The sequence below is a fragment of the Bacillota bacterium genome (genome assembly GCA_012842395.1).
Classification (GTDB): Bacteria; Bacillota; SHA-98; order UBA4971; family UBA4971; genus UBA6256.
Map to the genome: position 1 here is coordinate 52483 of DUSX01000031.1, position 16033 is coordinate 68515.

Here is a 16033-nt window from a genome sequence, read left to right on the forward strand (position 1 = left end):
GCTGAGCAAAGCAGAGCAAACAGAATACGAGAAGAAGGCCTTATATATTTTTCGTACTAGGTGTCAGACAGCAAGGCAGCAAGGGTGATTCCGCCGATTCTTTGGTCTTTTCACTACAGACTATTTGCTATTTGCCGATCGCGCGAGAAGGCGCACATGAGTCTGCAGGTATTCAAAGTCACCTCCGTACTAAGTGTTTGGGCAGACTAAGGAGGCCACGCGTAACTGCAATGGTCCCAACGATTCTTATAATCGCGACTTTGGATACGAAGGAGACAGAGGCCGACTACCTGAGGAGGGCCATCGAGGAAAACGGGTTCAGCACGCTCATAATGGATACCGGCATTCTCGCGGCTCCCAGGAGAGTCAAGCCCGACATTTCGCGAGAAGAAGTGGCGATCGCAGGTGGCATGCCGATCAACGAGCTCTTGGCAACCGGAAACAAGGGCAAGTGCATTGAGGTGATGATCAAAGGGGCCGCGAAGGTCGCCCAACAGCGGTACGCCGAGGGGAGCTTCGCGGGAGTGATCGGGATTGGCGGCTCCCAGGGCACCAACATCGCTACGGCTGTGATGCAGAGCCTCCCGTTCGGGGTGCCCAAACTGATGGTCTCCACTGTGGCTTGCGGCACCGCGACTTTCGGACCGTTCGTCGGGACCAAGGACGTGGCCATCATGCATTCGGTGGTCGACGTGCAAGGTGTGAACGCTCTCACCACTCGGGTGTTCAGGAACGCGGCCGGCGCCATTTGCGGAATGGTTAGGAGCGCCATGAATCAGGGCGGACGAGAGCAACGCGGAAAAGTCGTCGCCATGTCGATGCTGGGGACCACGACGCCGGGGGCCTTGCGGGCCAAAGCCCTTCTGGAAGAGAAAGGTTTCGAGGTCGTGGCCTTTCACCAGAACGGGACCGGAGGCATAGCAATGGAGGATCTGATCCAAGAGGGGTATTTCGCCGGAGTATTGGATATAAACCTGCATGAGTTGGCGGATAGGCTGGTCGGAGGACTCCACGGGGCGATCAAGGAGTATCGGTTGGAGTCAGCGTCTCAGGCCGGTTTGCCTCAGGTCATCGCTCCAGGGAGCATTGAGTACACTGTCCAGGGTCCGCTGGATTCCCTGACTCCGGAGATGAGGCGAAGAAAGTACATCGTACATAATCCGACGCTGACCCTCGTGCGGCTTTCCCATGAAGAACTGAGCGAAGTTGCAAAGTTATTGGCAGACAAAATCAACAGGGCTCAAGGCCCGGTGAAAGTCTTTTTGCCGCTCAAGGGCTTCTCCTACCCGAACCGTGAGGGAGAGGAGTTGTGGGATCCACAAGGCAATCTGGTGTTCATAGAGACCTTCAAAGAGCGGATTTCCCCCTCCATTCCTGTGGAGGAGGTGAATGCCCACATTAACGACCCTCAGTTTATCGACCTAGTCGTAGACAGTTTTCTCGAGATGATGTCGGAACAGGATGATGTCAAAGCAGGAAGGTGCACACAATGAACAGCACGGTTAAGGAGAAGCTATCTGGCGTTTTCACCCCGATGGTCACCCCCTTCAAGAATGATGAGATCCTGTATGAGGGGATAGTTAAGAACGTCAAGAGAATGAACGAGACCGGCCTCAGGGGGTATTTTGTCCTGGGGACCAACGGCGAGTTCAGATCCCTTTCGGTCGAGGAAAGGCTGTCTGTCCTGAAGACAGTGATCGACAACGCCGCTGACGATAAAGTGATCATGGCGGGAACGAGCGCCGAGAGCACAAAAGAGACGATCGACATCACCCTGGAGGCGGCCAAACTCGGTGCCTCTATGGTCAGCTTGCTGATGCCTCATTTCTTCCGGAAACATCTTACCGATGACGCACTGGTGGACTACATAATCAGGGTCGCGGACGCGTCTCCCGTCCCGGTTCTGCTATACAACAACCCGTCAGTGGCCGCTGATGTCTTGATAAGCCCTGAGGTGGTCCGGATAGTGGCCGAACACCCCAACGTAGTGGGGATGAAGGACAGCTCCAAAGGGAATTTCAAGAGCTACATCCAGGCGGCGAGGGGGAAGGAGTTCTACGTCTTGGCCGGATCAGCCGGGTTCTTCCTGGATTTGCTGCTTGAGGGCGGCGTAGGCGGGGTCCTTTCCCTGGCCAATGTTTTCCCCGAGGAGTGCGTCAAGCTGTATAACGCTTTCAAGGAAGGGAAACTCGACGAGGCCAAGAGGCTCAACGAGAGAATCGTCGAGTTGAACAAGAGGGTATCCGGCTTCGGCGGCGTCGCCGCAGTCAAGAGCGCTATGGAGCTGGCTGGTTATGTCGGTGGAGACCCCAGGCACCCGTTGAGGCCGTTGACGCCGGAACAGAAACGCACCTTGGAAGCAAACATCAGAGAGCTTGGGTTCATCTAGTTCATATGAGGACGCGAGACATTAGGCAGTACGCAGTGCAAGAGGGAGGAAATGGACAATGCCGCGCAAGGAGACCTGGAACATCTACGAAAAGGGCTACGACGAGGTAGCTGAATACTTGAAGCACAATGACGTCATCATGATTCCCATGGGGTCGACCGAAAAACACGGCGCCCATTGCCCGCTGGGAACGGACAGCCTGACGACGATGGGAGTCGTGGAGAGAGCCGCTCGGATAGCGAAGACGTGCTACACCCCGCTGATCCCGGTCGGTTATTCCCCCCACCATATGGGCGAGGTCAATCAGGGAACGGGAACGCTCACTTTCTCAGGAGACACCTACCGGCGCGTCGTCTACGACCTGGCCATGAGCATGATCTATCATGGTTTCAACAAGATAGTGTTCGTGAGCCATCATGGTAGCAACTCGAAGGTTATCGATGACGTGCTGAGGAGGATTAGATACGAGACAGGGTGCTTCATATGCTGGTACAAGACCCCAACCGAGAGAACGTACTCCCTCATAGCGGACATCGTTGACGGACCGCCGGAGGAAACGCCGGGTTGGCATGCCGGGGAAATCGAGACTAGTACCGCCTGGGCGGCAGACGAAGGCACCGTCGACATGAGCAAGGCGAAGCCGGATCGAGCCCATGCCCCGCGGTGGATGGGCAGTGCCTTCAGCAAGCGTGACGGGTCGGGCTTCGTAACTTTCATGGGGGCGGAAAACATCTGGGTTCCAATGGAGCACCACGAGTATTCGGACACGGCCACCATTGGAAATCCGTTAAGAGCCAGCAAAGAGAAAGGCGAGAAATACTTTGAGATCGCCGGGCAAGCTCTGGCCAAGTTCTTGGAAGAGGTTAAGAAGTTCAACATCGTTGTCCCGCTTGAGAAGAGGCTGTTCACCAATAGAGCCTAAACGACAACCATAACGCGGAATTACGCGGAATTCGAGGGGCGTGCGACATGGGAAGACTGCAGGATCGAGTGGCGCTGGTCACGGGCTCTGCACAGGGGATGGGGTATGCCATTGCCCGCTGCCTATTAAGAGAGGGCGCCAAGGTCATGATCAACGACATCAACCAAGAGGGTATTGATCGCGCTGTGGAGGAGCTCGGCAAGGACTTCCCCGGCCGGGTTGTGGGGAAAAAGGCGGATGTAACCAAGAAGCCAGAGGTCCAGGCAATGATCGAAGAGCTCTGCCGTAAGTGGGGCACGATCGATATCCTGGTCAATAACGCGGGCGGCGCCCTGCACACCCCATACAAACTCGAGGAGATCGAAGAGAAGCACTGGGACCTCGTGCTAAACGTGAACCTGAAGGGGACATTCTTTACCTGCCAGTGTGCGATCCCCATCATGGCGAAAGCGGGCAAAGGCGCCATCGTGAATATGGCGGCGCTGGCTGGTCACTGGCGAGCATCGTTAGCCGGTGTTCAGTACACGGCTGCTAAGGCAGGCGTGGAAGGGCTGACTCGTCAACTTGCGTATGACTGGGGCCCAGTGGGCATCAGGGTAAACGCGGTTGCTCCCACGGTGACGCTCACCGGTGAACGGGTCAAGTCGCTTTGGGACGACAAGCCTGAAGAGGAGAGAGACAGAATCGTCTCGCAGATACCGCTGAGGCGATTGAGTACTCCTGAAGAGATCGGTAATGCCGTAGTATTCCTGGCGTCAGACGAGGCTAGCTACATTACAGGCATTACCCTGGACGTATGCGGTGGGCGCTATCTGAGGTAAAGGCCTCAGGTTCTGAGAGTGTGCCCGATTCGATGGCGGTGTCAATCCCGACGCGGATGGCGCGGATCTTGTCTCGGCATGGGTTTGCACATCCTCCGGGTGATAAGGCTTTGGGACACCTCCGGTAGCCCAGCGAAAGAGTGGGATTCATTGGGCAACTGGGAGAGACAACGGCAACAGCAGGTGTAGCAGTAGGAATCGGTGATGATGCATCTTGCCGGAGGCGTCCCAAAAGAGTAGTGGGGCACACGCCGAAACGTCTGAGCGGAGCCCCCCACGTACGTTTCGACACGCGCGGCACGCGGGCCGGCCGGCGTAGGCCAAGCTCGCATTGAGGGGTGTTGGTCTCCGGGTTACGGCGCGTCTTCAATCAGAGGCTGTCGGCTCGGACATGGCTGGCTTGAGGGTTTGAGGGCGCGACGAGGCCCATATTGCCAATCAGTAATCCGTAAGAGGGATGGGCGATGGATCGAAAGAAGGGCTACGTGCTTCTTCCCCAGCCGATCGAGGAAGAGGCGCGGCAGATGCTGGAGAATGAAGGGCTTGAGGTAGTCGTGGCGCCAGACGCGAGCCCGGCTACTGTAGCCCCGCTTATGAAGGACGCCAGGGCGATAGTCCTTCGGACAGGGATCTTCCTCAGCAGGGATCTGTTGGCATTGAGCGACGACCTATGGACCATATCTAGAACGGGCGGCGGGGTGGATAACGTCGACCTGAAGGCTGCCACGGAAAAGGGCGTCATTGTTACATCGAGCCTTGGTGTGAATGCCAGTACCGTGGCTGAACACACCCTTTCCATGATACTCGCTCTGCTGAAGCATCTTTTCTTGATGGACCGAGAGATAAGAAAGGGCAATTTCAAGATACGGTTCAAGAACTACCCCCGTGACGTTCTAGGAAAGCGGCTGGGGATTGTAGGGTTCGGGAGAATTGGCCAGATCCTAGCCGGCTATTTCCATCCTCTATCGCAGACTAGGCTGTTGGCATATGATCCTCTTCTGCCCGAGGCAGTCAAGGCTGGCTTCAGCGACATGGTTGACTTTGTGAGCTTGGACGAGCTGCTGAGGACTTCCGACGTGGTTTCCGTTCATGTCCCCCTAAACGAGCATACCAGGAACATGATCGCATGGGATCAACTGCGCTTGATGAAGCCGCAAGCTTATATTGTAAACGTGTCCCGCGGGGGGGTCGTAAATGAGCGGGACCTTGTGAGGGCGTTGAGAGAAGGAGTCATCAGCGGGGCTGCGCTCGACGTCTTCGAAAACGAGCCTGTCGAAGCCGGCAACCCCTTGCTCGAAATGGACAATGTGATCCTCACTCCGCACACTGCCGCCCTCACCGAGGAGTGTGTGGTCAGGATGGCCACCGAGGCCGTAAGACGGGTGATCGATCTCTTCAACGGCTACGAACCGGATAAGATCGCCAATCCCGAGGTGTTGCAGCTCGAGAAATGGCGGCATCTCAAGAAAAGATGAGACATGAGAGGGAAGACAGATGGATATCCCTAAGAAGATGCTCGCAGCTCACTTGGTTGCGCGCGGACGGATTGAAGTCCTGGAGACTGATGTCCCGGCTCCGGGTCCTGATGAGGTGTTGCTTCGGGTGCAGGCCTGCGGGATATGTGGCACCGACGTTGAGATAAGGGACCACGGCATGCCTGGAGAGCCGCCCATGCCTTTCATAATGGGCCATGAGTACGCCGGTGTGGTGGCGCAGGTCGGCTCGACTGTGGATGAATTCAGGGTCGGAGACAGAGTCGCGGTGGAAGTCCACAAGGGGTGTGGACGCTGTCACAACTGCATCATGGGAAAGTACACCGCCTGTTTGAATTTCGGCAACCGGAAGAAAGGACACGCTGCCAACGGGATGACCGCTAACGGCGGGTTTGCCGAGTACGCAGTAAACCACGTGAACACCCTCTACAAAATCCCAGATGAGATCTCGTTTGAAGAGGCTGCTTTGATTACCACGGCCGGTTCGGCCTTCTACGCTATCGACGCCATGGGGGGCTACATTGCCGGCGATACCGTGGCCGTCATTGGTCCGGGACCGATTGGCCTAGCCCTTGTTCAGGCAGCCAAAGCCCTCGGTGCGGAAAAGGTGATCCTTACAGGCACCCGTAAGGGTCGTCTTGAACTAGGTAAGCAAATGGGTGCCGATTACACCGTGAACATCAACGATGGGGAGGACCCGGTCGAAGTGGTTAAGGAACTTACTCACGGGGTGGGCGCCGACGTCGTTTTTGACGCAGCCGGGGTCTCCTCGTCGCTCGAGTCTGCACTCGACCTAGCCAGGCCTGGAGGCGCCATCGTCATGGTGGCCTTCTACAAGGGCCCGGTTACCGTGAACATCTCCAAGGCCGTCGTCCGCAACATCAACTTGTATACCGTGCGGGGCGAAGGGCGCCGTAACGTGAGACGGGCCCTCTCCATGGCCGCTCAGAGGAAGATAGATCTCAGGCCATTGATTACCCATCAGTTTGCGCTTAAGGACATTAACCAGGCTTTTGAGACGTATACGAAGCGGATTGATAACGCCATCAAGGTCATTGTCCATCCGCAGGAACACTGATGAAGATCCGGGGTGAGGTTAGGAAGACGGTTCTCCATATTAGGGGTCACTCATTCCGTGCGTGATTGAGACCCTAGATTCACTGTACAACTTGGACTGTCAAGAGTGACACCGGGCGACCCAAGAGGCCGGGCCACGCCGTTACGCGCGCTCAACTGGAACCCGATTTCGCCATTGGGGCGAAATGGAACTCGACATCCGGCGTCCCCCCTGACCTAGTAATTCAACACCAAGGCTTCCGGGATGGCGCCCCGTCTGTCGCCCTTGCAGTTGATGTAACGCTTCGCCATCAGCGTTTTGATTCGAAATCCGCTGTAAAGATCATGGATGAGAGGGGAATCCGAATTACTAAGCATTACGTAGCAACCCTTTCTGTCGAGCTCCCGGAACACAGCTGCGAGGCGCCTCTGCTCCCCCTCATCGAACGCGCCAGCAGTGTAGCTGGTGAAGTTCGATGTATCGCTAATCGGCTGATACGGAGGATCGAAGTACACGAAGTCTCCTGGCTTGGCCTGGTCAAGCACTATCTCGAAATCTGCGACCCGCACGTCCGCATCTTGGAGCGCTTTGCTTGCCAAACGCAACTGGCATTCATCCGCGTATACGGGATTCTTGTAGCGGCCAAAAGGAACATTGAATCTGCCCTGCTTATTGACCCTGTACAGGCCATTGTAGCACGTCTTGTTGAGATAGATGAACCTTGATGCTCTTTCCACCGGGTCTAAGCTCTCTGGGTCGAGCGCGCGGATTCGATAGTAGTACTCGGCGGTGTTCTCATGTCTCTTGAGGCTTCGTAGCAGGTTGTCGCAGTCGCTCTTGACGACGAGGAACGCGTTTATCAGTTCTTCGTTGAGATCAGATAGGTGAGCCCCCTTCGGACACACGTAAAAGAACAGTGCTCCTCCGCCGACAAAAGGCTCATGGTACGCTGAATACGTCTCGGGCATGTGAGCAGCCAACTGCTCCACCAGCTGTCCTTTGCCCCCCGCCCATTTCACAAAGGGTTTCGGCCGGATGATCTCGTTTGTGTCAGTTGCACATATCATGTCCGATTACTCCAGGCCGGGCCGCATTCCAGTTCAGCGCCCCCGGGGAAATGGAACCGCGATTCTCTCATCGGACAGTGCTGATCACCGGAACTGCGTCCGCGCAATTCTCCGTTCCTATGTCTTACATTCTACATTGTGACCCGCCAACCTTCTCTCCTTGCATCAATGCGTGAGCCTACAACCCGAGACGTGCCTGAGCCTGCCTTGCCCCAGACCGGTCCTCATGGCCGCCTCGCCCGTGCGAAAGCTGCTTGCGGCGATCTCTCACGCACTGAGGAACTGCCTGCAATAATACTCGTGCAGCTCGGCGTCGGACCAAAACTTCGGAGGGTTACCCTCCACATCAGGTCTCACATTTCGGTCGCACTTCAGCACTGTGAGCAGACGGAAGACAAAGGTCTCGTCTACGTTATGGCCTTCGAGGGCCTTGAACTTCCGGCGCCACACGAAGCCATCGGGAGTCTCTTCCTCCGGCTGGCCCCCCAAAGCATCGCTGCATACGGAGACGGCCTCTCCGTGGAGGTGCGGAAGAGCATTCACAGGGGAAGCCCTATTGTAGCGTGGCGGTGTAAAGCGTGCTGGTGTGTCACGTACGTTGAGGAATTCACGACGGGGGGCAGGAGCGCACCGGCCTTTTGTAGTGGGTGCGGAATGAAGGCGACGCCTGGAGGCCCGGTTCTACCGGAGAATTTGGTCTACGAGGGGCGTTATGAGGCGGCCTAACCCTGGGCAGAAACGGGCAGAAACGAAAAGAGGCCGGGGACGCCGGTAAACGAGGGGACGCCGGTGAACGGGAAAGGAGCATCACCACAAGACGCGATGCTGCCTATGAACACAACCCGGAAAGAAGGCGAGCCCGCGTGAGAGCGACCTGGCAGAACGAGAAGCCCCGGACCGATCGCCCGGGCCCGGGGCCTTACGTTTCCAGGTGCTTTTGCTGTCATTTTGCCGTCGAGAGGGACGCGTGCTGGTTCGCAATATCGAAACCTCAAAACAGCTGGTGAGCCATCCGGGACTCGAACCCGGGACACCCGGATTAAAAGTCCGGTGCTCTACCACCTGAGCTAATGGCCCACCTCAAGAATCGTGCTATACAATTCGCGTGATAGCGCGCGGACGCCCGTGCGACACACTACAATACTACCACAACCAAGCTGTGCTATCAAGGGCAGACCGCTGCCAGTACGTGTCAGGAACCGCGTGGCGGTCCCGCTCGGTTTGAGAGTCGCACTCCTAGGTAGTCGGGTCACCCGACACGAAGCATACTGGTTCCGTGGTCCCGTCGCGTGTGGTTTGCAGCAGGCTGCAATGGGATCGGGGGCGCGTAGCGATTCTTGCGGCGGCGAAACGGCCGTGATGTCAGGGCCTCGGGCCAGCCCACTCCAGCCCACCCACCACTGCCAATCGATACAAACGGTCTTTGCTATAATGATGGTAGCGATGTGAGAAAACCTTCGCGCCGCCTAAATGGTGGGCTGCCACTAGCCGTCCCGGCACCGGGACGGCAACAACGACCGGAAAGTTCTTGTGACCAAGGGCGAGGTCCCGCGGCGAAGTCCGGAGCGATTCTTCAAGGCCTGGGCTCCCAGGGTGTTGCGGCTTCTCATAGATACCCAAGCTCGAACTCAGAAACTGTGTCCGGTTTGAATGGTATACACGTGGAGTGCGCTCACAGTGCGCCTGGGCATCGTTTTGACTTCGGCATTGGTTATCCATAAGCGTGTATCTTGACAGGCTCCCCAAGGGAGGCGAGGAGAATCACACACAAGGCTAGGCCAAGGGCGAGAGACATAGGGATCGACATCGGGGTGCTCCTCCCCGGGAAATTCAATGCCATCACGGACGTGGCGGGAGTCGGCGTCGGTCACGTTACATTGACCAGCGGCGAGGGGAAACTGGTCCCGGGCAAAGGGCCGGTCCGCACTGGCGTCACTGTTGTAACGCCACACGCGGACAACTTGTTCGAGGAGAAGGTGCCGGCCGCTGCGTTCGCGCTCAATGCGTTCGGCAAGGCAATCGGGCTGGAGCAACTCACCGAGCTCGGAAACTTGGAAACGCCCATAGCCCTTACCAACACTTTGAATGCGCCCCTCGTGGCGGACGCGCTCATCGAGTGGGCTATTTCGCGGAACCCGGACATCGGGATTTCCACGAGCACAGTCAACCCCGTGGTGGGCGAGGTGAATGACGGCTATCTGAACGACATCCAGGGGCGCCATGTTCACAGGGAGCATGTCTTTGCGGCAATAGACCTCGCAGTGGAAAACGCACGCGGCGCAGCAGGGAGGACGACAGGGTGGATAGTAGGAGAAGAGACGGCAGAAGGGGCGGCGTCCGAAGCCCACTGGGCGGCGCAGGGGGCGGACAAGACAGCACGACGGACAGCGCCGGGAACGGACGGGATGGGAGCGGCGGTGCGAGCAGAGGAGACAGCGCCCGCAGTCGCATCGGCGCAGGAGCGAGTGGGCGATGTGCAGGCGGATGGCGCAGCCGGAGCTTGTGTCGCTGAGGGCTCCGTGGGAGCGGGGACGGGCGCGTGCTGCATGGGCTGGAAGGGTGGCATCGGCACGTCATCGCGGGTGCTGCCCGAGGCGCGGGGTGGATACACGCTCGGTGCTTTGGTCCTTACGAATTTCGGTGGAATACTCACTGTGAACGGCGCTCCTGTTGGACGCGAACTCGGACGGTACGCCTTCAGCGGCGACTTCCCTTACGGGCCTCAGCCCGGGCCTCGGAGGCAGACTGACGAGACGCGCTTGCTAGACGGAGAGAGGCCTTCTGCTGACGTCCAACACTTAGGCGGCTCTGTGATAGTGGTGCTTGCAACCGACGCGCCGCTTGACCATAGACAACTCGAGCGCCTCGCGAGAAGGGCGGGCCTGGGTCTTGCGCGCACCGGGTTTTTCAGCAGCAACGGCTCTGGTGACTTCTTCATCGCCTTCTCGACCGCTCGGCGCATTCCCCACCGGGCGCCGTTAGCACAGGATCTAAAGGTGTTGAGCAACGACGCCATGTCCGCATTGTTCTTGGCAGCCGTCGAGGCCACCGAGGAAGCGGTCGTAAACTCCATACTTCGAGCTACGACGGTTGTAGGGCGAGATGGGCACGTCGCGGAGGCCATCGACATCGATGATCTCGTCGCTGTCCTGAAAAAGTACAATGCCCTCGGCTGGCACAGAAGACTCCCACCGTGGGGGTACCAATGAAGGAGGGAGACCTTGGGATAGCGAATTAGGAGTTCCGGCAGCCCAACGTTTACCTGCTCTACATGTGAGGAGCCCGAGCCTCAGGTTCAGGGCTCCACGGCTCCAAGAAAGCGTCCGCATTTGACAGCGTGGGGGCACTCTAGGGTTTCGATCGATGGGAGGGCGCTGACGATGTTGGGTGGCAAGATCACTCGGCCTGTCAGTGGGGTTGGGGCGCAAGCAGTGTGTCTATGCTCTGTGTTGCTGATTTTGTCCTGCCTCTTGACGCTTGAATTTGCCTCTGCTGCCTCTGCCTCTGCTTCCGCCTCTACCGCAGCAGTCGGGGCTGTTGCGAGTTCAACACCGCCCCCGCCTATTGGGGTCGTTCTCGTTCCTCTGTCTTCCGCTTTGGCGGAGGACGTAGGCTTGCCCCAAGACCGGCGCGGCCTGCTGGTGCTGGGCGTTTATAAGGGTTCGCCGGCTGAATCGTCGGGGCTTGCGCCGGGTGACGTCATAATCAAGGTCCGGAACTCCTCGGGAAAGACGGTTGAAACACCGGACCTCGAGAAGTTCAAAACGGCGACGGATGCGATCCCTGCCGGAAAACCGGTGGACCTGACGATCCTGCGTGCCGGCAAGGAGATCACTTTCTCCATAATGAGGACGACCGGCACGTTCGGTCCCGTGATCCAGCCGCCGGCCCGAACCGAGCCTCGGATCATCACGGTTGCCGCAGACGGATCAGGAGACGCGAGGACCACCTACGGGGCGGTTCTGAAGTCGCGACCGGGGGACACAGTGTTGCTGAGAGACGGCGAGTATCAGGAGCTCTGGATCTGGTGGAACGGCATTTCGGTGAGACCAGCGGAGCCTGGCGCGCGCGTGAGCGTCACGCGGATCGTGATCGACGGCGCGTCCGAGGTGCTTGTCCAGGGGCTCGCCGTAGCCGGGACGGCTGCTAGCAGCACATTGGACGGGATCTCGATCTCGAGGGCAGCGAGGGTCACGATAAGGGACTGCAAGGTTCAAGGGTTCTTGGTCGGTGTGAAGGTGTCCGGCAGCACCGACGTGGTCCTAGAAGGGAACACGATAACGGGCAACACTGGCGGGGTCGTCATACAAAGCCAATCCCAAGCGAAGGTCACGCGCAATCTCGTCAAAGGGAACGCCGTCAGCCGGGCCGAGCAGGATCGTGCCTTTTGCGGTGGCATCCAGGTGAGCTACTCGAAGGTTGAGCTGAGCAACAACACGATCATCGAGAACCGCGTATCTCCTGATACCTTTGTCAAGATGGTCGACGAATCCAACGGCGTGTTGGTACCAGGCATTGGAGTGCAAGTGGTCGTCTCGGCACAAGCAGTTGTCTACAACAACATCATCGCTTTCAACAACGTTGGGTTCATGGCCTTGTCCGACACCCGGTTCACCCTTGAATACAACGACGTGTACGGCCAACAGATACAGACCAAGACCTGGAGCCCTAGAGCATTCGTTGAGCGCCAGTTGCGCGGGGCCAGGTCCGATTTCCTCAGCGGGATCCGCATGGAATTCACGATGCCTCCGCTATTCAGTTCAGAACCAACCCGGACTGTGTACACACCATTTCTTGAGTTCCAGCCATCTGCTACGAATTTAAGCGTAGATCCACTGTTTGCTGACGTCCTGAGTGGCGATTATCGCTTGGCTGCCGACTCTCCGCTCGCCACCAAAGGGCGTGGGGGCGGCTACATAGGGGCCTTCCCGCCCGTCGGCTCGCGAGAGACGGCTGTGGCGGTGGCGGGCAGCGATGCGGGCCCCACGGCCACCGCTGCGCAGAGCGGGCAGACTGGCGGGCCAGGCCGGACGGACACGGCCGAGCCCAAGCCGGGGGCGGTTGTCCGGGGCGGCGTGTTACGTGTGGATCCCGAGCTGCTCGACCAGCTGGTCGCGGAGCTGCACAAACGCGCAGAGGACAGCCAGCAGACGAAGGACGCGCTGGAGAGGGGCTTCGTCGGCGTCATCCCATTTGAGCTCGTTGGCATCGCGAACGTCACGCTCAGCACGGACTTCATCGAGAACCTTTCCACATCGCTCATCAACAGCGGGTTACAGCCAGCGGACGCGGTGCGCGTCAACGGGGCGCTTGCTGAGCTCGGGATACAGCACAGCGGACAGGTGAGCCGGGAGATCGCGTCTCAACTCAAGGAGAAGGCCGACTGTGCTTTCCTTCTCTTGGGCACCATTGCAGGCCAGCCAAGCACGATCGTCATCAATGCTAGGCTGATGGACACTGCAACCGGAAGATTCCTCGCAGCGGGGCGACTCGAGGCTGTGCTCGACGTCGTGCAATAAACAGAAGGCGAGGTAAGAGAATGAAAAGGCGAGCTACAAGTTGGAGAATCGTGCTCTTGCTGATGTGTGCCATCGCGGTCGCACTTTCCGGTCCTTACGGCGGCTCTTGCGGCAGGGTGTCCGCCATGAGCCAGGCAGATGTTGATTCGGTTGTCGCGGGCAACAACTCGTTTGCTTTCGACCTTTATCGGCAACTCAAAGCGGGCAGCGGCAACTTTTTCTTCTCGCCTTACAGCATCTCCTCCGCGCTAGCAATGACCTACGCTGGTGCCAGGGGGGAGACCGCGCGGCAGATGGCCGATGTGCTGCATTTTACCCTTGCACCGGAGAGACTGCATCCTGCCTTTTCGGACCTTACGGGACTCTTCAATACCGGCGCTGGTGGGACGAGCGGCGGAGGGGCTTACCAGCTTTCTGTCGCCAACGCTCTATGGGGCCAGATCGGCTACGAGTTCCTGCCGGAGTTCTTGCTCATAACCAACAAGTACTATGGTGCAGGCTTTAAAGAGGTTGACTACACGGAGGATGAGAACCGCGAGAAAGCCAGGCAGACGATCAATGAGTGGGTGGAAGGCAAAACCAACGGGAAGATAAAAGACCTCATCCAGCCTAGCGACCTCTCCGCGCTTACGCGGCTTGTTCTGACTAATGCTATCTACTTCAAGGGGAAGTGGGAGACCCCATTCCAACCCGAATCCACGAAGTCTATGCCGTTCTATCTCGCAACGGGACAAAAAGTTGATGTTCCGATGATGTATCAAGCGGGGAAGTTCAACTATGCGGAAAACGACCAGGTTCAGATCCTGGAAATGCCATACGCGGGCGGCGATCTGTCGATGGTCGTCTTACTGCCGAAGCCAGAGTGTGGGCTCGGCAAACTCGAGGCCGCGTTGAGCACCGAGCTTGTCCGGTCCTGGCTTTCCCGGCTTTCCAAGCAGAAAGTGGAGGTGTACCTGCCGCGCTTCAAGGTGGAGAAGAGATTCCTGCTCAATAAGCAGCTAAAGGACCTCGGGATGGTGGATGCATTCGATCAAGACCTGGCCGACTTCTCTGGCATGGCTCCTGTCCGGGAGTTGTACATAAGCACGGTGATCCACAAGGCCTTCGTGGAAGTCAATGAAGAAGGCACCGAGGCGGCCGCGGCCACAGCGGTGGTCATGTCGGGCAAGGGGCTTCTATCGGATGAGCCACACGTCTTCAGAGCGGATCGCCCGTTCGTCTTCCTGATTCGCGATCTCCGATCTGGGTGCATCCTATTCATGGGCAGGCTGGCTGACCCGAAGGGCTGAGCGATCACGGCCCCGGCGCCTGCCACCCCGACCCCGGCTGCGACACGGGGTTGCCACCAAGGTCGCGGTGGTCGCGGTGCCGGGGCCGATCCTGTCTCGCCGCTTCAACCCGGGAACGGGAACAGGCTCCCCGGCGGCATTGGCTCGAACGGTGTGGGCGGGTGCGGTGCGGGTGAGGGTGAGTGTCCCGGCGCGCTGTGCCAGTGCAGCGGCACCTGCGCTTCCATCGCAAGCCGCAGGCGTCTCTCCACGTCTGGCCAGTTCACCACGTTCCACCATGCCCGGATGTAGTCGGCACGCCGGTTCTGGTAGTCCAGGTAGTAGGCGTGCTCCCAGACGTCCAGCACCAGGACGGGTATCGTGCCCCATTGCGTCACGTCCTCATGCCTCCAGGCCGTCAGGTTCTCGAGGCGCCCCCACTGGGGCTGCCAGACGAGCACGGCCCAGCCGGAACCTTCCACATCAAGGGCTGCCCGGGAGAACTGCTCACGAAATGCCTGTACGCTGCCGAAATACGCGACGATGTGGTCTCTCACCAGCCCGGTTGGCTCGCCGCCCCCCGACGGGCTCATGTTCGTCCAGTATATACTGTGCAGGATGTGCCCCGAGCCATTGAAAGCAAGCTCTCGTTCCCAGTATCGGACCAGCGAGAAATCCATCCGCGCCCTCTCGTCCACTAGGGCTAGCTCGGCGGTGTTAAGCCCTTCGACGTAGGCAGCATGGTGCCGGTCGTGATGGACCCGGAGCTGAGCCTCGCTGATGTAGGGTTCAAGGGCATTATACGCATACGGCAGCGGCGGAAGTCGGTGTCCGCCCGGAGGCACGTTCGGAATCTCATCCCAGGTTTCAGTCTCCGGTCGATTGTCGTCTCGGGTCATCATCGTCACCCCTTGTGCCGGGATCCTCTCATTGCCCGAACAACTGGCGTCGCTGCGAGGGCCGATGTTTTCGTGCCACGCGGCTGTGCATGGCGTGCGTGAGACCGTCGAACTCCTTCAGCAGGTGCCGGTTTGAGTCTCGTACACTCATCTTATGCAGGCCGCTCGGGTTGTGGCCGCGGAAGGATTCTGTGTAGTGGTGTCGAACCCAGAAGTGCCGCACTGGTCCCAGTCCCAGCCAGTACCAGCTAGTCTGGGGGCTACGTGGCTCAGCAGGTCGGCCGGGTAGTAGCGTGGCTCAAGGCCAAGTGGCAGAGTGGCTCATGGGAGGCGTGGCGGCAAGTCAGCGAAAGTCAAGGAGGGTGAAGTCGGCACATGGACATCAGAGAAGAACGTGCAGCAATGGATGAAAGACGTCTCGCTGCGCTAGAAACGCTGTCGTCGGTGGTGAGGTGGCTCAAAGAAACGAAACCGTCCGAGATATTCTACGTCGAGGGAGAGGGCAAGGGGAAGACGCCCGCCCCCACCATGAGCGACGAGCATCTCAGGGTGATCTGGCAGCGGTGGGTCGCCAAGGCAAGCGATGTGATGGAGAGAA

At 58.6% G+C, this 16033-nt stretch carries 13 protein-coding genes and 1 tRNA gene; 10 read left to right on the top strand and 4 right to left on the bottom strand.

The window, feature by feature from the left end; translation table 11 throughout:
• The first annotated feature begins 230 nt into the window (after positions 1–230).
• From GX515_09465 to GX515_09490, 6 genes are all read left to right on the top strand, one after another.
• On the top strand, positions 231–1493 hold the full coding sequence (locus tag GX515_09465) for a UPF0261 family protein (protein HHY33224.1): 1263 nt from the start codon (positions 231–233) through the stop codon (positions 1491–1493).
• Positions 1490–2389, top strand: coding sequence for a dihydrodipicolinate synthase family protein (locus tag GX515_09470; protein HHY33225.1), 900 nt, complete (start codon positions 1490–1492; stop codon positions 2387–2389). Before GX515_09465 ends, GX515_09470 begins: the two co-directional genes overlap by 4 nt.
• A gap of 58 nt (positions 2390–2447) precedes the next feature.
• Positions 2448–3311: a creatininase family protein gene (locus tag GX515_09475; protein HHY33226.1), complete on the top strand. Its 864-nt coding sequence runs from the start codon at positions 2448–2450 to the stop codon at positions 3309–3311.
• Positions 3312–3358: 47 nt separating this feature from the next.
• Complete coding sequence (locus GX515_09480; GenBank protein HHY33227.1) at positions 3359–4132, top strand: SDR family oxidoreductase; 774 nt, start codon at positions 3359–3361, stop codon at positions 4130–4132.
• A 464-nt stretch (positions 4133–4596) separates the two neighbouring features.
• Complete coding sequence (locus GX515_09485; GenBank protein HHY33228.1) at positions 4597–5607, top strand: hydroxyacid dehydrogenase; 1011 nt, start codon at positions 4597–4599, stop codon at positions 5605–5607.
• 19 nt (positions 5608–5626) lie between these two features.
• Positions 5627–6703 (top strand): alcohol dehydrogenase catalytic domain-containing protein, encoded by a 1077-nt coding sequence (locus GX515_09490; GenBank protein ID HHY33229.1) that lies wholly within the window; start codon positions 5627–5629, stop codon positions 6701–6703.
• 215 nt (positions 6704–6918) lie between these two features.
• Here the strand turns inward: GX515_09490 and GX515_09495 are convergent, their stop codons facing one another.
• The 3 genes from GX515_09495 to GX515_09505 form a co-directional block, all read right to left on the bottom strand.
• On the bottom strand, positions 6919–7749 hold the full coding sequence (locus tag GX515_09495; protein HHY33230.1) for a DNA adenine methylase: 831 nt from the start codon (positions 7747–7749) through the stop codon (positions 6919–6921).
• Positions 7750–8016: 267 nt separating this feature from the next.
• Positions 8017–8292, bottom strand: a complete 276-nt coding sequence (locus GX515_09500) for a hypothetical protein (GenBank protein ID HHY33231.1) — start codon at positions 8290–8292, stop codon at positions 8017–8019.
• Positions 8293–8750: 458 nt separating this feature from the next.
• Positions 8751–8826, bottom strand: a tRNA-Lys gene (locus GX515_09505).
• Between the two features lie 653 nt (positions 8827–9479).
• Here GX515_09505 and GX515_09510 point away from each other — a divergent pair.
• The 3 genes from GX515_09510 to GX515_09520 all read left to right on the top strand — a co-directional run bounded on the left by GX515_09510 (position 9480) and on the right by GX515_09520 (position 14557).
• Positions 9480–10958, top strand: a complete 1479-nt coding sequence (locus tag GX515_09510; GenBank protein HHY33232.1) for a P1 family peptidase — start codon at positions 9480–9482, stop codon at positions 10956–10958.
• Between the two features lie 387 nt (positions 10959–11345).
• Entirely contained in the window at positions 11346–13268 is a 1923-nt protein-coding gene (locus GX515_09515) for a PDZ domain-containing protein (protein ID HHY33233.1), read from the top strand.
• A 20-nt stretch (positions 13269–13288) separates the two neighbouring features.
• Positions 13289–14557, top strand: coding sequence for a serpin family protein (locus GX515_09520; protein HHY33234.1), 1269 nt, complete (start codon positions 13289–13291; stop codon positions 14555–14557).
• Between the two features lie 104 nt (positions 14558–14661).
• Here GX515_09520 and GX515_09525 read toward each other — a convergent pair whose 3' ends face one another.
• Positions 14662–15435 (bottom strand): superoxide dismutase, encoded by a 774-nt coding sequence (locus GX515_09525; GenBank protein HHY33235.1) that lies wholly within the window; start codon positions 15433–15435, stop codon positions 14662–14664.
• 375 nt (positions 15436–15810) lie between these two features.
• On the opposite strand from GX515_09525, the gene GX515_09530 reads away from it, so the two are divergent.
• The coding region (locus GX515_09530) for a hypothetical protein (protein HHY33236.1) at positions 15811–16033 on the top strand (223 nt) is incomplete at its 3' end.